The 20,442-nt window shown below is 64.0% G+C and carries 19 protein-coding genes and 2 pseudogenes; 8 read left to right on the top strand and 13 right to left on the bottom strand.

Going from position 1 to position 20,442, the window contains the following annotated elements; all coding sequences use genetic code 11:
* Nucleotides 1–117 precede the first annotated feature (117 nt).
* The 3 genes from WKW77_RS24305 to WKW77_RS24295 form a co-directional block, all read right to left on the bottom strand.
* Entirely contained in the window at nt 118–909 is a 792-nt protein-coding gene (locus WKW77_RS24305) for a hydroxyacylglutathione hydrolase (RefSeq protein ID WP_340359463.1), read from the bottom strand.
* Nucleotides 910–982: 73 nt separating this feature from the next.
* Nucleotides 983–1,468: a VOC family protein gene (locus tag WKW77_RS24300; protein ID WP_340359462.1), complete on the bottom strand. Its 486-nt coding sequence runs from the start codon at nt 1,466–1,468 to the stop codon at nt 983–985.
* A 548-nt stretch (nt 1,469–2,016) separates the two neighbouring features.
* A complete protein-coding gene (locus WKW77_RS24295) occupies nt 2,017–2,946 on the bottom strand; it encodes a universal stress protein (RefSeq protein ID WP_340359461.1) in 930 nt (309 codons plus the stop codon).
* A 155-nt stretch (nt 2,947–3,101) separates the two neighbouring features.
* On the opposite strand from WKW77_RS24295, the gene WKW77_RS24290 reads away from it, so the two are divergent.
* On the top strand, nt 3,102–3,833 hold the full coding sequence (locus WKW77_RS24290; RefSeq protein WP_340359460.1) for a 2-keto-4-pentenoate hydratase: 732 nt from the start codon (nt 3,102–3,104) through the stop codon (nt 3,831–3,833).
* A gap of 111 nt (nt 3,834–3,944) precedes the next feature.
* Here WKW77_RS24290 and WKW77_RS24285 read toward each other — a convergent pair whose 3' ends face one another.
* Entirely contained in the window at nt 3,945–5,723 is a 1,779-nt protein-coding gene (locus WKW77_RS24285; RefSeq protein WP_340359459.1) for an adenylate/guanylate cyclase domain-containing protein, read from the bottom strand.
* Between the two features lie 238 nt (nt 5,724–5,961).
* On the opposite strand from WKW77_RS24285, the pseudogene WKW77_RS24280 reads away from it, so the two are divergent.
* A pseudogene (locus WKW77_RS24280) lies at nt 5,962–6,078 on the top strand (helix-turn-helix domain-containing protein); the annotation flags it as partial.
* A gap of 200 nt (nt 6,079–6,278) precedes the next feature.
* Here the strand turns inward: WKW77_RS24280 and WKW77_RS24275 are convergent.
* Complete coding sequence (locus WKW77_RS24275; protein WP_340359458.1) at nt 6,279–7,181, bottom strand: LysR family transcriptional regulator; 903 nt, start codon at nt 7,179–7,181, stop codon at nt 6,279–6,281.
* Between the two features lie 97 nt (nt 7,182–7,278).
* Between WKW77_RS24275 and WKW77_RS24270 the strand changes: the two genes are divergently transcribed.
* From WKW77_RS24270 to WKW77_RS24260, 3 genes are read left to right on the top strand one after another with little or no spacing between them, the layout of a single operon-like run.
* On the top strand, nt 7,279–8,223 hold the full coding sequence (locus WKW77_RS24270) for a hydroxymethylglutaryl-CoA lyase (protein WP_340359457.1): 945 nt from the start codon (nt 7,279–7,281) through the stop codon (nt 8,221–8,223).
* The gene (locus WKW77_RS24265) at nt 8,220–9,422 is read left to right on the top strand and encodes a CaiB/BaiF CoA transferase family protein (protein WP_340359456.1); all 1,203 of its coding nucleotides are present in this window, start codon (nt 8,220–8,222) and stop codon (nt 9,420–9,422) included. The genes WKW77_RS24270 and WKW77_RS24265 overlap by 4 nt, the downstream gene beginning before the upstream one ends.
* A gap of 43 nt (nt 9,423–9,465) precedes the next feature.
* On the top strand, nt 9,466–10,455 hold the full coding sequence (locus WKW77_RS24260) for a Bug family tripartite tricarboxylate transporter substrate binding protein (RefSeq protein WP_340359455.1): 990 nt from the start codon (nt 9,466–9,468) through the stop codon (nt 10,453–10,455).
* Between the two features lie 54 nt (nt 10,456–10,509).
* On the opposite strand, the gene rraA is transcribed toward WKW77_RS24260, so the two are convergent.
* From rraA to WKW77_RS24230, 7 genes are all read right to left on the bottom strand, one after another.
* On the bottom strand, nt 10,510–11,067 hold the full coding sequence (rraA, locus tag WKW77_RS24255) for a ribonuclease E activity regulator RraA (RefSeq protein WP_340359454.1): 558 nt from the start codon (nt 11,065–11,067) through the stop codon (nt 10,510–10,512).
* 614 nt (nt 11,068–11,681) lie between these two features.
* Nucleotides 11,682–12,344, bottom strand: a complete 663-nt coding sequence (locus tag WKW77_RS24250) for an FHA domain-containing protein (protein ID WP_340359453.1) — start codon at nt 12,342–12,344, stop codon at nt 11,682–11,684.
* 495 nt (nt 12,345–12,839) lie between these two features.
* On the bottom strand, nt 12,840–13,391 hold the full coding sequence (locus WKW77_RS24245) for a hypothetical protein (RefSeq protein WP_093168520.1): 552 nt from the start codon (nt 13,389–13,391) through the stop codon (nt 12,840–12,842).
* 9 nt (nt 13,392–13,400) lie between these two features.
* Nucleotides 13,401–14,174, bottom strand: coding sequence for a DUF2092 domain-containing protein (locus tag WKW77_RS24240; protein ID WP_340359452.1), 774 nt, complete (start codon nt 14,172–14,174; stop codon nt 13,401–13,403).
* Nucleotides 14,171–14,443, bottom strand: a complete 273-nt coding sequence (locus WKW77_RS24235) for a hypothetical protein (protein ID WP_340359451.1) — start codon at nt 14,441–14,443, stop codon at nt 14,171–14,173. Before WKW77_RS24235 ends, WKW77_RS24240 begins: the two co-directional genes overlap by 4 nt.
* Complete coding sequence (locus WKW77_RS35010) at nt 14,433–14,801, bottom strand: BamA/TamA family outer membrane protein (RefSeq protein ID WP_422823257.1); 369 nt, start codon at nt 14,799–14,801, stop codon at nt 14,433–14,435. The genes WKW77_RS24235 and WKW77_RS35010 overlap by 11 nt, the downstream gene beginning before the upstream one ends.
* Before the next feature lie 96 nt (nt 14,802–14,897).
* On the bottom strand, nt 14,898–15,923 hold the full coding sequence (locus tag WKW77_RS24230) for an AraC family transcriptional regulator (protein WP_340359450.1): 1,026 nt from the start codon (nt 15,921–15,923) through the stop codon (nt 14,898–14,900).
* A gap of 186 nt (nt 15,924–16,109) precedes the next feature.
* On the opposite strand from WKW77_RS24230, the gene WKW77_RS24225 reads away from it, so the two are divergent.
* From WKW77_RS24225 to WKW77_RS24215, 3 genes are all read left to right on the top strand, one after another.
* On the top strand, nt 16,110–17,006 hold the full coding sequence (locus WKW77_RS24225; protein ID WP_340359449.1) for a TauD/TfdA dioxygenase family protein: 897 nt from the start codon (nt 16,110–16,112) through the stop codon (nt 17,004–17,006).
* A gap of 23 nt (nt 17,007–17,029) precedes the next feature.
* Nucleotides 17,030–18,082: a beta-keto acid cleavage family enzyme gene (locus WKW77_RS24220; RefSeq protein ID WP_340359448.1), complete on the top strand. Its 1,053-nt coding sequence runs from the start codon at nt 17,030–17,032 to the stop codon at nt 18,080–18,082.
* 185 nt (nt 18,083–18,267) lie between these two features.
* Nucleotides 18,268–19,716, top strand: coding sequence for an IS1182 family transposase (locus WKW77_RS24215; RefSeq protein WP_340359447.1), 1,449 nt, complete (start codon nt 18,268–18,270; stop codon nt 19,714–19,716).
* Nucleotides 19,717–20,164: 448 nt separating this feature from the next.
* Here WKW77_RS24215 and WKW77_RS24210 read toward each other — a convergent pair.
* Nucleotides 20,165–20,329: pseudogene (locus WKW77_RS24210) on the bottom strand (aldolase); the annotation flags it as partial.
* Between the last annotated feature and the right edge of the window lie 113 nt (nt 20,330–20,442).

The following is a 20,442-nucleotide window of genomic DNA, read 5'->3' as shown; positions in this document are numbered from 1 at the left end:
CTCTAAGACCGCGCTGAGGGGGCAAGGTCCTACGCATTGGTGCTGAAACTACTGCCAACTGGCGCGGACGAGAACTCGGGCAGCGGCGGAACGAATTGAGGACGGGGACAGCCAGGCTCACCACTTGTTGCGCAGCTCGCGAAGCTTGAGGAACACGGTCTTCGGATCCGGGTTCTCGGGCAGGTCGGAAAAGACTTCGCGAAGCGCCGCAATGACGCTCGGGCTGGACAGGCGCAAGAAGGTGTTGATCTGCTTCTCTTCCTGCAGCGTCGTGACGCGGCCACCCGCCGGGTCTTGCCCCGCCACGTCGGGCAACAAGGCCCTGGCGGCCACGTTATCGGGCTCGCGCGCGAGAGTGAAGCGCAGGTTGTTCTCGATGTAGTCGTGACCCGGGTAGACGCGCGTGTCGGCGGGCAGTCTCGCGAGTTGCTCGACGAAGGTGGTGTACAGGTCTTCCGGATTGCCGCCGTTGTGGCAATTGCCCGCCCCCGCATTGAACAGCGTGTCGCCGGAGAACAGGGCCGGGTTGTCCGTGTGTGAGCGCAGGCAGATGTGGCACATGGTGTGGCCGGGCGTGTCCATGCACTCGAGCTCGACGGTCTTGCCGACCTTGATCACGTCGCCGGCCTCGACGCCTCGATCCACGCCGGAGATGCGAGAGCCCGACTTGTAGTGCGCGATCACCTTGGCGCCGGTCGCTGCGACGACGGCCGCATTGCCGCCGGTGTGATCGTGGTGCTCGTGCGTGTTGAGGATCTGCGTGATCTCCCAGCCCTTGGCCTTTGCGGCGGCCAGGCACCTCTGGTGGTCCAGCGGATCGATGGCGAGCGCCTCGCCGCTCTCGGGGCAAACGATCAGGTAGTTGAAGTTGCGGTATGCGTTGCCGGTCCAGATGCGCTCGACGATCATGGGTGGCTCCAGGTGCCCGGGGTCAAGCGGGAAGCATAGCGCCCGCGGCTCAGGCATGCATCAGCTGAACGCCTCACCCCTTCGCCTTGGCGGCCGTCCAACGCTGCAGCGCGTCGCGCGCGCCATTGGTCCTCGGGTCCATCAAGGCATCGTGGCCGGCACGCTTGGCGCACAACTCGATCACGTAGCCGTTGGGATCGCGGAAGTAGATGGAGTCGATGAAGCCGTGGTTCGAAACACCGCGCGTCTCGATGCCCTGCGACTTGCCCTTTGCCAACATGTCGGCCAGCACCGGCGCATCGACCTCCAGTGCGATGTGCAGATCGAAGTCATGCTGGGGCTTGAAGTCGAAGGGCATGTCGGGCGCCTCGAAGAAGGCCAGGTGTGAGCCGTCATCGAGCCGATAGAAGGTATGCAGCACGTTGGTCGCGCGGCCGGTCTTGGTCTCGCGGATCTCCAGGGTGCCGACCAGGGGCAAGCCCAGGAAGTCCTCATAGAAGGCGCGAGTCTGTTCGGAATTGCGGCAGCGGTAGGCGTTGTGGTGCAGTTTGCGGATCATGGCAAGCGCTCCTATGGTCCGGGCTTCTCGTCGGCGGAAAACCTGCGGCAGCGGACGGACACGATGATCTTTGGGCCCGCCACCTACAAGAGGGTCAACCCGGTCCATTGAACCCGATTGGCGAACTTGAGCTGCGACGAGCGGCGTCGAAGTGTTCCGAAAGCTCGGCGAGTACATGGCAGCGCCCGAAGAGAAAGGCATCGACAAGCTCCACGACGCGTATAGCAAGGCGATCAAACAGCACACCACGGGGCATTCGAACGTCTACTTCACAATGTCGCGAACTGGCGTTTAGGGCCCGAACTCCCATTTCCGTGCCGAACAGAGCGGTCGTTCGATACTTTGAGGGCTCGGTCGCCAGAGGGCAACCAAGGGACTATGACTGCAATACCTTGAGACCGGCAGTTGACACCAAGGCGACCTTCGCTGTTGAGCGACCGGTGTCGACCCCACAGCGTGAATTCACCCTGCGGCACGGAAGGACCGCAACCGCTGCGCTACGGCATTCGGCGTTCGGACCTGAGCCGCCACGGTCGGGGCCCCGCCTGTCAGGGCAGGCGAGTGAATACCGGCACGCCGGCGTCGCGAAGGCACTGGGCGGTCACGCTGCCAGTGACGACACGCTGGAACCCAGTCCGGCCGTGCGTCGTCATCGCCAGCATCGCGTCGCCGAGCCCACGAACGAAATGCGGAATCACCTTCTTCGGGTCGCCGTGCAACACTTCCCAGCCGACCTCCACTCCGTAGCGTTCGGCGATGTCGCGGGCGCGCTCGTTGACATAGCCCGATTCCTGGACATCGCCCGACAGGACGATAGGATCCTGCTGCATCGACGGCTCGATCGCCGAGACGACGATCACCCTGGCGCCGAGCCACTTTGCCAAGGCCGCCGCCTGGGGCACGATGGCCTCGGAAGCATCGCTGCCGTCGAGCGGCAGGACGACGCGGCCGATCTTCGACAGGGCGGCCGGGCTCGTCGGGTCGGGCCGAAAGACGACCAGCGGCCCGCCCAGGCCACGCAGCACTTCAAGCGCGACGCTGCCGAGGATCGCCTGCATCGCGCCGCCGCGAGCGTGCGTGCAAATCGCCAGCAGCGTGGCCGGCACCTGTTGCGCTTCTTCGCGGATCGCCGCTGCGACCCCCGCGCTGGCGCTCGTGCAGAGTGCCTTCGCGCCGGCGCCCGCCGCGAGCCTCTCCACATAGAGCCTCGCCGCCTCGTAGTCCTCCGCATTCCCGACGACGCGCAGGAGGGCAAGTTCGGCGCCGGTGGCCTTGGCGACCGCGGCCGCCGGGCCGATCAATTGCTCGGAAAACGTGGAGCCATCAACGGGGACCAGGATTCGCGTGTACATAGTCGGGACTTCCGGGTTGGGGGATCTCGGATGGGGATCCTGCTGGCGAAAATCATAGGCCGGATCGGGGATTGGGGGCCAGAGGCCAATACCCGTCTTTTTGCGGTCGCCCTTGAAAGCGGCCATTCGGCGCCCATGTCGACCCACCAGCGCGGTGGTCGTATACATGCGCTGTGAGGAGGAAGACGGCGACGTGCAAGGCGCGCTCGTCCCGGGCCCAGCTTGACTTCCCGAGGCCCGCCAAGAACACTGCCTGGTCCTTTCCGACTGGTCGTCTACTCATGACTCCTGATGCCTTGCTGCAAGCCTATGACGAGGCCGTGCTCTGGCCCCGGGTCAGCTCGAATCCAGCGCCGACCGACTTCGATGCCGCCTACCAGCAAGCCCTGAAGGTGCGCGCCTTGAGGATCGCGCGCGGCGAACGTCCGGTCGGCTACAAGATCGGCTTCACGAACCGCACCATCTGGGAGCGCTACGGCGTCTACGCGCCGATCTGGGGGCCGGTGTGGGACACCACGCTCACGCACTGCGACGGGCATGGCTTCGTCGATGTGGCACGCACCCGCCAGCCACGGCTTGAGCCTGAGATCGTCTTCGGCATCGCGGCGACGCCGCCTTCCGATCCCGCGCTCGAAAGCCTGTTCGCCTGCGTCGACTGGCTCGCACCCGGCTTCGAGATTGTCCAGTCGCACTGCGCCGAATGGAGGTTCACCGCGGCGGAGACGGTGATTGACGGCGCCCTGCATGCACGGCTCCTGGTCGGCCAGCAGGCGCCGGTCCGGTCGTTCGCCGGGTCCGGCGATGCGCTGGACCGTCTGTTCGCGCGCACGCGCGTGCGGCTCTATCGCGGCGATGAATTGAAGGAAGAAGGAGCTGGAATCAACGTGCTCGACGGCCCGCTGCACGCGCTGCTTCACTTCGTGCGCGAGCTGCAGCGTTGCCCTGGCGCACCGGCGCTACAAGCCGGCGACGTCGTGACGACCGGCACCTGGACCATCAAACTTGCTTGTTGAGAAGCGATAGGACGACTGCTTCAGCGGTGAGGTCGCGGGCATCGGTTCCGCTTTCGCCCGCAGGTCGCGCGTCTCGTTGCCGACGGTGCACCGCAGGAAGCCATACCGGACTCATTGCGCCAGCCCGGCCTTGCGCAGACCCTCCACGAACTGTTCGAGCGGCGCAGCGTTCCTGTAGGGAAGGACTCGCATCGTCTGTTCGATCGTGTACTGGGGGTTTATGGCCATCAGTTCTCGCCAGACTCGACGGGCCTCGTCTTGACGATCGGTATGACCGTAAAGCGAGGCAAGGTAGGCGCGCGTGACGTCCGATGCGGGCATATGGATCAGGCGCCGCTTGAACGCCATTTCGGCCTCGTTGTAGCGCCCGAGGGCGAACAGGGCCCGCCCCAGAGCATGCATCCACAGGTTGAATTCCGGGTCGAGCCGAAGCGCCCGTTCCAATGACTCGAGCGCTTGCTCGTGCCGACCGATGAAGTGCAGCACGTTGCCCAGGGCCCCATGGGATTGGGAAGAGTTCGGGTCGAGCTCGATCGCTCGCCGCGCCGCGCTCTCGGCTTCATCCAGCCTCCGCAGCCACATCAGGGTGACGGCCAGCGCGTGATGCGAAACCGCTTCGAACGCGTCGACCTCGCACGCCTTGCGTGCCAGCGCCAGGGCCTGTTCCAGATCGCTCGCCGTGCGACCATTCCATGCGTTGACATACTCGACACCGCAGCATAGCGCCAAGCCCGCATAGGCCTGCGCCAGCCCCGGGTCGATCGCCAGCGCGCGCTCCAGCATGGCACGGGCCTCGACGAGCGCTGCGGCATTGAATTCCCGGATGCAGTTTTTCGCGCGGATCAGGCAGTCGTAGGCCTCGACATTGACCTTGCCCCGATCCTGCCGGCGCGCCTTTTCGCTGCCGGTGAGGGTCACTTCGAGCGTGTGGACGATCTTTCGCGTCACTTCGTCCTGGACCGAGAAGATGTCCTCGAGGTCCCGGTCATAGCGCTCGGCCCAGACGTGGCCGCCGGATTCGGCATCGATGAGTTGCACATTGATGCGAACCTTCATGCCCGCCTTTCGCACGCTGCCTTCGAGCACATGTCGCACGCCCAGCTTCCTTCCGACTTCCTTGATGTCGACGTCTTGCTTCTTGAAGGTGAAGGACGAGTTGCGGGCGATCACGAACAGGCCGGATATCTTGGAGACGTCGGTGATGATGTCTTCCGTGATGCCATCGGCGAAGTACTCTTGCTCAGGGTCTCCGCTCATATTGGTGAACGGCAGCACCGCGAGCGAGGGCTTGTCAGGCAGACGCAGCACCGGCGCAGACGATGGCGATGGCGATGCCGCTGAGGCGACCTTCACCGGTGGCTTCGCGGGCGTCACCTTGAAGGCCCGCACCGGATGGGCGATGTTCTTCACCTGCTGTTCGCCCTGATCGACAAACTCCGCGCTGACCTTGCTCCTCACGGCCCCGTGCACTGCGTCCGATACGCTGATGCCGCCCGGTTCGGCCAGCGCCTGCAGCCGCGCGGCAATGTTCACCCCGTCGCCGTACACCGTGCCGTCCGCCTTCTCGATCACGTCCCCCATGTGAACGCCGATCCGAAAGCGCATTTGCCGATCCTGCGGCTCGGCGTCGCAAGACATGCCTAACTCATGCTGAACAGCAACGGCGGCGGTCACCGCTCCGGCCGCGGTCTCGAACACGGCGAGCACCGAGTCGCCAGCCATGTCGATCACACGGCCATGGTTCGACTCGATCTGAGAGCGAAACACCGCGCGCGCCGCATCGAGCGCGGCCACGGTCGCGCGGTCGTCGATCGCCATCAGGCGCGAATACCCCGCCGCATCCGCGGCAAGAATCGCTGCCAGGCGCTGCCTGAGACCAGACCCGTTCACACCCGTTGACCTCTTTGCTGGTTGCCGATGAATGTTACGCTCCGCGTGGTCAATCACATGCGAGTTGTCAGATTGCGCGACAGCCTCATCCTGCCGTTGGTGCTGGGAAAAGCCGGCCGCCGACGTCTGGTGCTCCGACGCTCGCCGCGCAGCGGTAGTGCAGGGCGGCAGTTCGTAGGACGGCACGGGCCCCTACGCGACATCTGGCGGTGACAACGGAGTAGGGCGGGTCGAGGAAGCCATGCGCCGCGTTGCCGAAGGCGGCGCGCTGACTGAGGTCGCGATGGATCTCGGTTTTTCAGCGCCAGGCAATTTTTCACGCTTCTTCAAGGATCACGCCGGCGTCTCACCGTCGAGCTTCAAGCGAGCGGCACGCGATCCGTCGCCTGTGACCGTTACGGGCATCCCAGGGAGCAGTTCTAGGGCTGGCGGTGCCTTCTTTCGTCGGCATACCCGCCCTACGCCAGTCGATGGCGACCGGCAGCACATGTCCTTTGCGGACATGACCTCCCGTGAACTCGACGCGGACTCCCACAGCCCTCAATCAGCACGATCCTACAGATCTGCGCGCTTCCCCAGATACTGCGAAAGCAAGCTGGCTGCCACCGAAAGTCCCTGCTCGTCACGAAAGCAGATCACGAAGTGGCGGACCGCCCACGCTTCGGCCAACGAAATGACATGCAAGCCGTTCGATGCGCCTTGGCGTTCAGCCACCTCTCTTGAGACAACCCCAATGGCCAGGCCTGCACGCACCACCCCCAGCGCGGCTTCAAAGTTGCTGACGATGATGCGATGGATCAAGGTGCGCCCCGAAAGCGCGGCGGCGCGCTGGAGCATGACCTGGAGCGCGCTGCTGATCGGCAGACTGACGTGTTCATAGTCAAGCGTCTGCTCGAAGCGAACGGTCTTTCGTGACGCCAGCGGATGTCCGCGCGGCACCACGATGCAGAGGTGGTCCCTGCGGTAGGGCCGACTCTGCAGCGAACCGAGGTCGACGGCGTCCCAGCACACGCCGACCGATGCCAGGCCGTCCCGCACACCGGCGACGACTTCCGGGCTCAGCCGCTCTTCGAGATCGACCTGGATGGTGCGGTGGGCCGGCATCTTCAAAAAGGAGGCGACGTCGTTCGCCAGCGATCCGGCCATGGTCGAGATGCTCGCCAAGATGCGGACCTGGCCACGCGCGCCCGTCAGGTAGCTCTCCATGTCGCGCTCGATTCGCGCGGCTCCGTCCAGCATGCCGCGCGCATGCTCCAGCAAGGTCTGGCCGGCTGCGGTCGGCATGACGCCGTGTCGCTTGCGCACCAGCAGCGGCGTGCGCAAACGATCTTCGAGTTGGGCCAGCCGCTTGCTGATTGCAGAGCCGACGATGTTGGCCTGCTCGCCGGCGCGCGCCATGTTGCCGGTCTCGCAGACCGCCACGAACAGACGCAAAGTGGTGAGGTCGAGGTCTCGCAAGATATTCCAATCGGGAATTTAGAGCTTCTCAAATTGACAACCAAGCTCGGTTTGGAAATTCTAGACTCGCCCGGACGAAACTCTAGGAGACAGATCCATGACACCTTCATCCGCCTTGCCACGGCAAGTCGTGATTCGGGAGGTCGGCCTTCGTGACGGCCTGCAGATCATCCCGCGTACGGTGCCGACCGCCGCTAAGCTCGAATGGATTCGTGACGCCTATGCAGCGGGCCAGCGGGAGATGGAAGTGGGATCCTTCGTGCCCGCGCGCCTGCTGCCCCAACTGGCGGACACCGCCGAACTCGTTGCCTTCGCCAAAACCCTGCCCGGGCTCAAGACATCCGTTCTGGTACCCAATCTCAAGGGGGCAGAACGCGCGATGGAGTGCCAGGCCGATCTGATGCTGCTGCCGCTCTCGGCCAGCCACGCGCACAGTCTGGCCAATCTGCACAAGACGCCCGACCAGGTGATCGAGGAGATCGCCCGTATCCGAGATGCGCGCGATGCATGTGGCTCGCGCACCTGCATCGAGGTGGGCATCAGCACCGCTTTCGGCTGCACGCTGCAGGGCCGTGTCGAGCCTTCCGAGGTGGCACGCCTGGTCAAGGCGGCGATCGATGCGGGCGCCGAGGCAGTCAGTCTTGCCGATACGGTGGGCTATGCCGATCCGGCCATGGTTCGCTCGCTGTTCGAGGCGGTGCTGCCGATCGCCGGCGACAAGCTCAACTGCGGCCACTTCCACGACACGCGGGGTCTCGGCATGGCCAACGTTTACGCTGCACTCGAACTCGGCGTCAGTCGCTTCGACGCCTGCATGGCCGGCATCGGCGGATGTCCGCATGCACCGGGCGCGAGCGGCAATGTGGCGACCGAAGACCTCGCCTACATGCTGGCGAGCATGGGCATCGAAACCGGCCAGGACTTCGACGCGCTGCTGGCGCTGCGCCAGAAAGTCGCCAGCTGGCTCGAAGGCGAGACCCTTCACGGGACCCTGTGGCGCGCCGGGCTACCCAAAACGATGAAGCAGGAGCAGCCCGCATGAGCAATCCGGATCAAGCTGCGCAGCCCCTGAAGGGCTTGCGCGTCGTCGAGTTCACCCACATGGTGATGGGCCCCACCTGCGGCATGGTGCTGGCCGATCTGGGTGCCGAAGTCATCAAGATCGAACCGGTGAACGGCGACCACAGTCGCCGCCTGGTCGGTGCCGGCGCCGGCTTCTTCCCCATGTTCAACCGGAACAAGAAGAGCATCGGCATCGACCTGCATACCGAAGAGGGTGCCGAGACCGCACGACGCCTGACCGCGACCGCCGACGTGGTGGCCGAGAACTTCAAGCCCGGCACCATGGCCAAGTACGGGCTCGACTACGCGTCGCTTGCAAAGGCCAATCCGCGCATCATCTACGCCAGCCACAAGGGCTTCCTGCCTGGTCCCTACGACCATCGCACCGCGCTCGACGAAGTGGTCCAGATGATGGGAGGCCTCGCCTACATGACGGGTCGCCCTGGTGATCCGCTGCGCGCAGGCACCAGCGTGAACGACATCATGGGTGGCCTGTTCGGTGCGATCGCGGTGCTTGGAGCCTTGATCCAGCGCGGCATCACCGGCCGCGGCATGGAGATCCAGTCAGCACTCTACGAGAACAACGTCTTTCTGATGGGTCAGCATATGCTGCAGTACGCGGTGACGGGCAAGCATCCCGCGCCGATGCCCGCACGTGACAATCCCTGGGCGGTTTACGACGTTTTCACGGTCAAAGACGGCGAGCAGATCTTCTTGGCGGCCGTCAGCGATGCCCAATGGCTGACATTCTGCGACGCGCTCGGTTTCGCCGACCTGAAGGCTGAGCCCGAACTCGCGACGAACAATCAGCGTGTGACGCATCGGCCTCGCCTTCTGCGGACTATCTCCGAGCGCATTGCCCGACGCAGCGCGGCCGAACTGGCGGGGGTGATGGAGAAAGCAGGGCTGCCCTTCGCACCCATTCGCAAACCCCAGGACCTCTACGACGATGAGCACTTGCTCGCCACCGGCGGCCTGGCTGACATGCGACTGTCGGATGGACCCAAGGCAGGCGAAATGGTCAAAACCACCTTGCTGCCCGTCACGCTCGACGGACACCGACTAGGCGTGCGGCTGGACCCGCCGAGGCTGGGCCAGGACACTGCAGAGCTGTTGAAGGGGCTGGGTTGCAGCGACGCCGAAGTCGAAGCCCTGCGAGAGCGCAAGGTGGTGGCCTGACCCTCGTCACCCCAAGATCAAAGACGCAAGACTGGAGACAAACATGATCACTTCGAACAATCGCATTTCGCGTCGTTCACTGCTGGCGGCCTCCGTGGCCGCACTGGCAGCCGGGCCCTGGGCATCCACTGTGTACGCAGAGTCCGGGACGGTGAGGTTCATCCTTCCCAATGCTCCCGGTTCAGGTGTAGACACGATCACGCGCGCTGCCCAACCGGCGCTATCCAAGGCTCTTGGTGCTTCAGTGATCGTAGATAACCAACCTGGTGCCGGCGGTGTGGTCGGTCTGCAGGTGCTCGCACGCTCGGCACCGGACGGGGGCACGTTGGCGATCGTGTCGAACAACGTGGTGATCTTCCCCAGCGTGATCAAGTCGCTGACTTTCAACATGCCGGGCGACTTCACACCGATCGCAATCATTGGCGCGACTCCGATGGTTCTGGTGACAAATCCATCGCGGGTACCGGCCACGAACAGCAAGGAGTTGATCGCCTTGCTCAAGAGCAAGCCGGGGGAACTGAATTTCGCATCGGGCGGCAACGGCACGATCCTGCATCTGGCCACGCAACTCTTCCTCGAGGAAGCAGGCGTCTCGGCCAGGCACATTCCTTACAAAGGGGTGGGGCCGATGGTGGCGGGTCTGATCGGCGGCCAGGTGGACTTCGCGACCGCCGCGCTCCCCAGCGTGCAGCCGCACATCAAGAGCGGTTCGCTTCGTGCCATCGGCATGCTGACGGCACAGCGCACACCCGCGGCGCCCGACATTCCCACCTTTGCTGAACAAGGACTCCCGAACTTCGTCGTTGACGCGTGGTTTGCGGTGATCGGTCCCAAGGGCATGAGTCCTGCGAACGTCACGAAGGTTCACGATGCGGTCGTTGCCGCATTCGCAGATCCGAGTGTCAAGCAGGCGATGACCAACCAGGGCAACACCATCAGCATCAGCACGCCTGAACAGGCCCAGGCAGCTTTCCGCAGCGAACTCACAAAGTATGCGGCCTTGGTCAAGAAGGCGGGGATCGAACCGGAGTAGGCGCGGGCGGTAAACCCGCTTTCCAAACAGACCAGGACACTGGGCCTCGGGCCATCAGTGGTCGGCTTTGAGGCCCGGGTCTCTGGCGTACGCGGCCGTCGCAGCTACAGCATCAGCGATCGAAATATCTGTCTCGCTCAGGCCCATCGGCAGAACCACGACCCCATCCTCATCGGCGATCAGACGGGCTCCCGGTGCAAAGACGACACCGCCGAAACTGACACTCACGTCGAGATCGCCTTGAGCTCGAATCTCCGCACGCCGCGGGATGATCGCCAGAGCTTTCACACCAATGTCCATGCCATCGATCTCGGCCCGGTCTCGCACCGCGCCGTGGACAACCACGCCCTCCCAGCCATGTGCAGCGGCAATGCCGGCCATGATGTCGCCGAAGAGGGCTCGCCACCGCAGTCCCCCGCCATCGATCACCAGAACCTGGCCCTGGCCAGGCTGGCGCAGCAAGTCGCGCATCACACCCAATCCACCGTCGTAGCGTACGGTGCGGATGGCGCCTGCAAAGGCACGGCGCCGGCCGAGGCTGATGAAGGAGAGTTCGCAAGCCTGCGCTTCAGCGCAGGCATCGCAGATGTCGCTCGTCTTGTAGGTGGTCATATCTGGTGAGTATGAAAGATCAGGCGATCCGCGTCAGTTCGGGCACATCGTCAAATGTCATGGACGAGAGCGCCTCGAGGGCCTGCTCGCGCGCTGACAGCGCCTGAATCGAGTGCGCTTCACGGACGTGCCCGTATCCGCGCAGTTTCTCCGGCACGCGCGCGAGCTGGCACAAGGCTGCGTGACCGCTTGCGTCGACCGCGCGCCGCAATGCGCGTGCTATGAGGTCCGGTCCCTTTCATACCTTTGCAGCCAATCCGCCGCGAGCTTGCGCTCCTAGCTGCGGCGCCACGGATCCAGCCAGCTGCCGCGAAGGCGGCGAGCCGCAGCGACCATGCGGCGGCAATCGGGGGGACGCAGCAGATACGGCGGCGGAGGCTATGGCGGCGGTGGGCGCGGCGGCTTTTCCGGTGGTGGCCGTGCAATCGGCAGCGGTTCCATAGGGGCAGGGGACAGCAGCGTGCGATACGGCGCGCTTATGGACCCCGCACATGTCGGGGCGATCACCGAGAAGTGAGTAGAGCAGGGCGGGCCACATTTCGACGAGTGACCGAATAAGCCCGTGCGCGCGGAAGTGACAGCTCGGGGCGGAATCGGCAAGTGCCGTCGTCAATTCAGAAGTCGGAGGACCGGACGAGAATCGGTTCTCTGTGCGTGGCGTCGTATCGCGACCAGGCGGCCACATTGATCGCAACGTAGTTCTCTTCGTACGCGGTCACCGCCCGACTGGCGCCATCTGCGGCGTGAACAAAGGCCCCGAAATGGGACGCGAGAGCGTCACTGGTGATGAGGGCAGGTATTTCTCGGCCTTGCGCGGTGAGGGTGAACGCGACGCCATCTCCGACCCATTCTGCGCCGCGAGGTCCTCCGATCCTGCGGCCGGTTGAATCGGCTCCAACGTTTGGCGTCGGTAGTGGAGCTGGCATCGTCTCTGCAGCCTCCTCTACGCGTTCCTGCGGAGGTGACTCGATGACTTCGGCGTCAGGTATGTCCCGGTCCAGGAAAAGCATCTCGAAATCGGCGACACGGATGGTGTCACCATCCAGGAGCGGGCACACCGACACGGCATCGTGATTGACGAGCGTGCCATTGGTGCTGTGGAGGTCGCGGAGAGTGACAAACCGTCCTTGCCGGACGAGAACGGCGTGCGTCTTGCTCACCGTGCCGCATGGGAACACCAGATGATTGTTCAACGCGCGTCCGATCCTGGTCTCACCCTCAAGGAGATGCACCATACGCAGGACGTTGGCGTTCCTCATCAAGAGCAAGGTCGGCATGATTCAACTCCTGGCCCGATCATCGCCCCGCACGCGCCTCACCAAGGGCCACATCGCTTCCAATGGAATGCTACTGCTGCGAGATCGGTTCGATCCGGTTTCTGACATCGTGAAACGACTTCCTGGCCAGGAGCAGGGCAAAGAACGATGGGTCGCGAGGTCGCAGGCCCGCCTCGACTCGCCCCTCCAACTCAGGCATTCTGGCAGCGGTTTCTCGGGCCATCTCAGCAGGAGGACCACATGCTCTTGCGTACTCTCTTCGCATGGAAGTCCTTCGTGTACCGCAGTCGAGATCTGGACAGGCCGATCGAATCGGCCGATCCCGAACTCGACCGGGCCCTCAAATGGCGACCAAACCGCTCGATCGCGTGCGTCGGGTTGAACAGCCTCCGTTGGGTATCAGCTCGCTGAACCGCCGCCTTGCCGCAGCCGGCGAATGCGTTCTGCCCGGATCCCTTCGCGATGAAGCTCGCGTGCGCGAGCCCGAAGAGGAAGTCAGTACGGCGGATTGACCACGACGTACTGGGATCCCTGCGGCTGGTACCACTGGCTGCCGCACTGCTGATAGACCATGCCACCGTAGTTGACGGGGACGCAGCTCGGCGGCACGGTGTTGACGATCGAGCCCACCACAGCCGAAGTGACTGCGACGGCACCCGCCACCGCCATCGCGCCCGCGACCGGGTGGTAGTCGTTGTCCCAGCCGTTGCCGCAGCAGTTGTTGCCGCTCACGTTCACGTTGACATTGCGGCTCGCGTTGACGTTGGTATTGCGACTGGCATTGACGTTGGTGTTCCGGCTGTTGACGTTGTTCACGCTGGTGCTGCGCACATCGTTCGTCCGCGCGTCGGCCCGGGCGCTGTTGGCCTGCACGGCCTGCCGGCCTCCGCCGCCTGCTGCATTGGCGCGCGCACCGGCGCCTGCCGCCTGCGCGCGGCCGCCGCCCCCGCGCTCACCCAGGGCGTGCGCCGCGGGAGTCCACGCGAATCCGGCCAGGAGCAGGGCGGCCAATGGAACCGCCAACCTCTCGCTGAATGTGTTCGTCATCATGTTCACCTACCTGGCCTTCACGGGGATGAGTTCGATCCTGGTGGCCCCCTTGGGCGGAACGAACCGAAATGTCGATTCGTTGAAGGCGGGCTTCAGGTTCCAGTCGATCACGCTCACGGATTGCGGTCTCGCCTCGTCGCCGAGGTTGGTGATCACGACCTTGCGCGGCAAAGGCTGTGCGCCGGTGGCGATCCAGATCTGCCAGTCGAAGCCGTTCTGCCGGAAGGCGTAGTGGTCGCACAGCGTGCCTGCGACAAAATCCTGCCCGGCGTTCATCGCCGACTCGATCGCGTCGACCGGTGCTGCGGGCGTGCCCCACGTGAACAGGTCGGACATGGGGATCTGGACGGCGTACCGCTCCTCGAGCTTGTCGATGAGCGCGCTGACGGGCTCCGAGAAATCGACCGTCGAGTAGTACTTCTGAGCGGGCGAATAGAGGGTGACCGTCTTCCCGTCATAGACGAGCTCGCGCTCCGAGCGGGCGCTCCACATCCGGGCGCGCAGCTTGTTGGGGCGCTGTGCGTCCACCTTTGCCGATGCCATGTGCATCAGCTTCTGGCCGTCCTTGAGGACACGCTCGCCCGTCAGCGAGGTCGTTGTCTGGAAACGATCCAGCGTCTGAAGATAGGCACCCATGTCCTTGAGCGCCTGGATCGAAGCCGGGTCGATGGGGTTCGGGGCCGACGGCGCAGTGCCCGCCGGTGCAGCCTGCTGGGCGCCAACGACCGATGCCACCAGCGAAAGGGCCAGCGCGGCCGCAGCACGTGGTCCGAGTTTCATCTGAAATTCCTCCAATGAGCGGATGGATTCAAGCCCGGCGTCCCCTGTTTTCGCCGGAGAACAACTCTTTCAATCCAGATTTGCGACGCCAAGGATTTGCCGAACGTCCCGATCCGAAACGTCAGTCCATCGAGAACCACTCCCTCGGTGTAGATCGAATGGACCTGGTCGCCCACCTCCAAGTCGACCTCGTACTCCGTCCCGCGCAGCGTAATCATGTGCTTCTTCTTGTCAACCTTAACCACGTCGGCGGTGACTTCAACCTGCATCCCGGCTCCGCCGCCCGGCTTCCCTCGGTACGTTCCCCGTTCTGGCGCACCCATGCACATCCGCAGCGAACACCAGGTCGTGACGCAGCGACCAGTACTTGCGGTATCTGGCATCGAAGGCGTTGTAGCTCATATCTCCGCCCACCACCGTTTGGACGAACATGGTGTTGAACTCCAACAGCGAGCCGTCATGGCTCTTGAGCTTGTTGTCGCGCGTATCGCGCTGGAGCAGGGCGCCGGCGCCCCCTGGGTGGTCACGTCCAACGGGCCTTTGACCTGTTGAGCACCCGGGAGATTGAAACCAAAACTTTGTTTGACGCTGGCATAGCGCAACTGTGCGGCCAAGGTACCCATCCACGCAGCAAGTTCAGACTCTGCGCCTTGTGCAACGACGGCTTCAGTCCGGATGACTGCTCCCCTTCGCGAATACCTCTGTGCGGCTTATTGAAGCGGCTCAAGGTTGCCGCATGCGTCGCCTCCATTCGGAAGGCGTCTGCTCGAACTGACTGAGGAACCAGCGGATGAACGAACTGAGCTGGCCATAGCCGAGCTCCTCCGAGACGCGCGTCAGGCTGTAGCCGGGCTGGGCCAGATAGCGCAACGCCAGGTCGCGCCGCACTTCATCGACCAACGTCGAGAACGCGACTCCTTCCGCGGACAGCTGGCGCTGCAGCGTCCGAACGTGCATTCCCAGCCCCTTTGCGGCTTCCTCGATCGATGCCGCGCCGAGTGGCAGTTGCACGTACAGGACCTTGCGTATCGTCTGCGCGAGGGTGTCCTCCTCGGCATCGCCGGATACATCGACGAGGCGCCGCGCGTACGCGGCAAGCACAGGATCGGCCAGCGGGTTCGGGCTGCCGAGGTCGGCCGTCGCGCAGACGAAGCCGTTGAAGTCGCTGCCGAACTTCAGTCTGCAGTTGAAGAGTTGCCGGTGCCGAAGGGCGTCGGCCGGCGCGGCATGGCGGAAGTTGACGCTCTGGGGATTCCAGCGCTGGCCGGGCAGGGCCGCGCAGAGGCGGAACAGGATGCCCAGCACGAGTTCGGTCGCCTGGCGCGAGCCAGCCGCTGCGGGTCCGACCAGTTCCTCGCGGATCACCGTCGACTTGCCGGATTCGACCATGGCCAGCGCAAGCGTGCCGCCCACCAGTTGGCGGCTGTGGATCAGGGTCTGAAGCACCGCGCGCAGGCTGGGCAGGTGGGTGAGCAAGAGGCTGAGCGCCCCCAGATCGGACAGCCGTCTCGCCTGCGCCATCTGCAAGCCGAAGTCGTCGAGTCCGCTCGCCTCGGCCGACACCTCCAGCAATTGCAACGCAGCAGCGAGCGGGACGCGCTGCTCCGGGTCGACCAGCATCCGGCGGGACAGCCCGGCCCGGCGCAGCAGCGGCTGCGGGTTGAGGCCTGCGGCTTCGGCGACTTCGAAATAGTGCGCGAGGGCAGCAGCGCGAATGTGCCGCTGAACACGGACGGCGGTGGCGTTCATCTTTGTTGACGCACATCAAACTGGCGTGGCGGGTCAGTATAGGTGTGTCGTGAAATGAAAAATATCTGTCATCGAAAGAAAAATGCCATCCGCATCCCGAGCCTTAGCCTTCGTCTGCGCTCAACGCGTATTTCGTCTTGACAACTTGCGGCCTTGTCGCCCACCCGAATCACCGAGGATTGCCAAATGCGAGTAGAACCACTGACCGCCAGCATCGGCGCCGAACTCGTCGGCGTGAACCTGGCGCATGCCGCACACGACGACGGCCTTTTCAACGAGATCCGATCGCTGCTGATCAGGCACAAGGTGCTGTTCCTGCGTGACCAGGACATCAGCAGGTCCGACCACGTGGCCTTTGCCCGGCGTTTCGGCGACCTGGAGGACCACCCCGTGGCCGGGAGCCACCCGGAGCACCCGGGCCTCGTCCAGATCTACAAGAATCCCGGCCAGCCGCTCGACCGCTACGAGAACGCATGGCACACCGACGCAACGTGGCGCGAGAACCCGCCGCTGGGCTGCGTGCTGCGATGCGTGGAGTGCCCGCCGGTCGGCGGCGACACCATCTGGGCCAACATGGTCCTCGCCCATGAACGGCTGCCCCAGCACGTCAAGAGCGAGATTGCCGGCCTGCGCGCGCGCCACAGCATCGAGGCCACCTTCGGCGCCGCGATGCCGGTCGAGAAGCGCCTGGCGCTCAAGGCCCAGTACCCGGATCCGGAGCACCCGGTGGTTCGCGAGCATCCGGAAACCGGAGAGAAGGTGTTGTTCGTCAATGCCTTCACCACTCACTTCACCAACTTCCATACGCCCGAGCGCGTGCGCTTCGGCCAGGACTACAGCCCCGGTGCGGCCGATCTCCTGCGCTACCTGATCAGCCAGGCATTCATTCCCGAGTACCAGGTGCGCTGGCGCTGGAAGCCCAACAGCATGGCGATCTGGGACAACCGCAGCACCCAGCACTACGCGGTGATGGACTACGCACCTTGCCATCGCAAGATGGAACGTGCCGGCATCGTCGGTGACAGGCCCTATGGCGTGAGCGCGAAGCCTGCCCGTGTGCAAGAAGCGGCGCTTGCCGCCTGAAACAAACCAATCAGGAGAACGACATGAACTTCATCGATGGATCGCTGTTCGTCGAGAACATGCAGAAGCTGGTGATCACCGCCGCCCCCTATGGGCCCGAGTGGCTGCCGTCCGATTTCCCGGAGGACATCCCCGTGTCGATGGACGCCCAGATCCAGAAGGCGGTGGACTGCTACAACGCCGGTGCCACCGTGCTGCACGTCCATGTGCGCGAAGAGGACGGCAAGGGCTCCAAGCGCTTGTCCAAGTTCAATCAGTTGCTGGCCGGCATCCGCGAGGCCTGCCCCGGCATGATCCTGCAGGTGGGCGGCTCGATCTCGTTCGCGCCGGAAAGCGAGGGCGACACGGCCAAGTGGCTGTCCGACGACACCCGTCACATGCTCGCGGAACTCAAGCCGACGCCCGACCAGGTGACGATCGCCATCAACACCAACCAGATGAACGTCGTCGAGCAGATGACGGCTGCGGATGTGGCTGGAACCTCACTGGCGAATCCAGAGATGACCAGGGCCTACCGCGAAATGACGATTCCCGCCGGTCCCGAATGGGTCGAGGAGCACATCCGCCGACTGACCGCCAACGGCATCCAGACCCACTTCCAGCTGGCCGGCATTTCGCAGCTGGAGACCGTCGAACGAATGATGCGGCGCGGCGTTGCCAATGTGCCCCTGATCCTGACCTGGGTGGCCATCGGTGGCGGCTTCGAGGCGCCAAACCTGTACAACCTGGCCAATTTCGTGCGTGCATGCCCGGACGGCTCGGTGCTCACGCTGGAAACCTCCATGCGCAATGTCCTGCCGCTGAACATGATGGCCATCGCGCTCGGCCTGCACGTGCGCTGCGGCATCGAGGACAACATCTGGAACCAGCGCCAGACGGGCAAGATGACCACCGTCGAGCAGATCGAGCAGTTGGTCCGCATCGCGCGTGAGTTCGGCCGCGAGGTCGCCAACGGCAAGGAGGCGCGGGAGATCTACAGGATCGGCACCTTCTACGAGAACGCCGACGAAACGCTGGCCCGGAATGGCTTTGCGCCCAATCGAAAGCCAAGAGTCGAAGTCGCCCGGCATGCTTGAGCCCGCCGTGCCGAGGGGGTGGGCTCGGCCGGCCGAATGCAGCATCGGGTCGGGGGTGGACTATGACTTGCCTACGGTTCGCTTGCGAGATGGATGGAAGGCCGGAGTGCAGCGAGGCTGTGTGAAAACGGTTGAAGGATTCACGCGACTCGACTAAGTTGTGGCAACTCGTCGAGAGGGGTCACATGAAGCGATTCATCGAGGGAGAGGACCGAACTCAGGTCACCTTGCTGCCGGAGTGCCTCGAGGACTTCGTCGCGGAGGACAACTCGGTACGAGTGGTCGATGCCTTCGTCGACGAACTGGACTTTCAGGAACTCGGGTTCGAAGGTACTCGCCCCGCTTGCACCGGTCGGCCCGGTTATCACCCGGCCGTGCTGCTCAAGATCTACATCTACGGCTACCTCAACCGTATCCAGTCCAGCCGGCGCTTGGAACGTGAATGTCAGCGCAACGTGGAGTTGATGTGGCTGACTGGCCGGCTTGCTCCTGACTTCAAGACCATCGCCGACTTCAGGCGCGACAGCGGCAAGGGCATCCGCAACGTATGCCGGCGCTTCATCGTGCTGTGCCGCGAACTGAAGCTGTTCTCTCAAGCCGTGGTCGCCATCGACGGCAGCAAATTCAAGGCGGTGAACAGTCGAGAGCGCAACTACACCGAAGGCAAGATCGCTCGTCGGGAGCGGGAAATCGAGACCAACATCCAGCGCTACCTTGATGCGCTGGACACCAACGATCGCACCGGGCCGAGCGACTGGCTTGAGAAGACGGCCCGATTGAGCGCCAAGGTGCATGATCTTCGGCAGAAGATGAAGGCGTTGCGCGGCATGCGCGAGCAGGTTCGGGCGGCGCCTGATGGCCAGGTCTCGCTGACCGACCCCGATGCCTGTGCAATGACCACACACAGCAATACCGGCATGGCGATGGTCGGCTACAACGTGCAGGCGGCGGTGGAGGCCAAGCACCACTTGATCGTGGCTCATGAGGTGACCAATAGCGGTAGTGACCGGGCCCAACTCGGCAAGATCGCGCATGCTGCGCGCGAAGCCATGGGGCGGCGGCGCTTGAAGGCCATCGCAGACCGTGGGTACTTCAGCAGCACGCAGATCAAGGCGTGCGCCGATGCGGGAATCGAACCGTACGTCCCCAAGCCCACGACCTCCAACGCCAAGGCAGCGGGCCGCTTCGACAGGGCGGACTTCGTGTACATCTCTCGCGACGATGAATATCAGTGCCCCGCTGGGCAGCGCGCGATCTACAGGTTCACGCGCGAGGAGAACGGCCTACAGATGCGCCGGTACTGGAGCAGCGCCTGCCCTGAATGTCCGATGAAGGCGCGCTGCACACCCAGTGACTACAGACGGATCTCGCGATGGGAGCATGAAGACGTTCTCGAGGCAATGCAGCGACGCCTTGATCGGCAGCCGGATGCGATGTTGATGCGCAAGAAGACCATCGAGCACGTCTTCGGCACGTTGAAACACTGGATGGGCTGGACGCACTTCCTGACGCGTGGCATCGAGAACGTGAGTACAGAATTCAGCCTCAGCGTGATCGCTTACAACCTCAAGCGCGTCATCTCGATCCTGGGTATCGCCAAAACGATGAAGGCGGCGAGGCTGGCGGGTGGGTGACCACCTTTTGATGCCCTAAACGGCCCCTTCTACCCTCAAGTAAGCATCTCGGCCTCGCCGTACTACTGGACGACCACCATGGCCGGCGATCGTCTACTGGCGCGGGTGACCGCCATGGCGGCCGTTCTCACACGGGCTCCAGCGAATGCTGACTTCAACGCTAGGACCGCTTGCGCCAGAGACCTGCTGCTCCTTGCTGGGCAAGAAAAGGTCTGCACCGGGCCGCAGCGCCAGCTCGGGCCTTGCCAACGTGAGTGGCGTGACGTCAACGACAGGAAGTCGCCGGACTGCCGGCGCTTGCGTCCTGAGCGTGAAGGGGCAGCTTTCACTGCACTCCCGCGGCACAGTTCGGCCACGACGAGCAGTTCAACCAGCCCAATTCCGATGAAACCTGCGCGGTCCGTGAACGAAGCTGACGGTACTTTGCTAGGTCCAGCAGGCTAGGAGGTCAAAGCTGGCGCCGCAAGGCCTCAAAGAACAGTTCGGACTGCAGTCGCTCGCCCAGGGTCTGCTCGCACACGCGCGCAACCAGTTCGGGATCGGCGCGGCGCAGCGGCCGGCCTGTGGATTGCGCGAGCACCTGGGCCATGCACGCGCGCTCCAGGTAGTAGAGGTGTAAGCGGATGGCCGTACCCAGGTCCTCATTGACACGTGACGCCTGCTCTTTGAGGAGTCCGGAGGACGTTCAGGCGGCGGGTTGCCAGCGATGAGGCAGGAGTTCGTCGA

It is taken from the genome of Variovorax ureilyticus (assembly GCF_037889935.1).
Taxonomy (GTDB): Bacteria; Pseudomonadota; Gammaproteobacteria; order Burkholderiales; family Burkholderiaceae_C; genus Variovorax; species Variovorax ureilyticus.
This window is presented reverse-complemented; position numbering and strand designations above follow the sequence as displayed.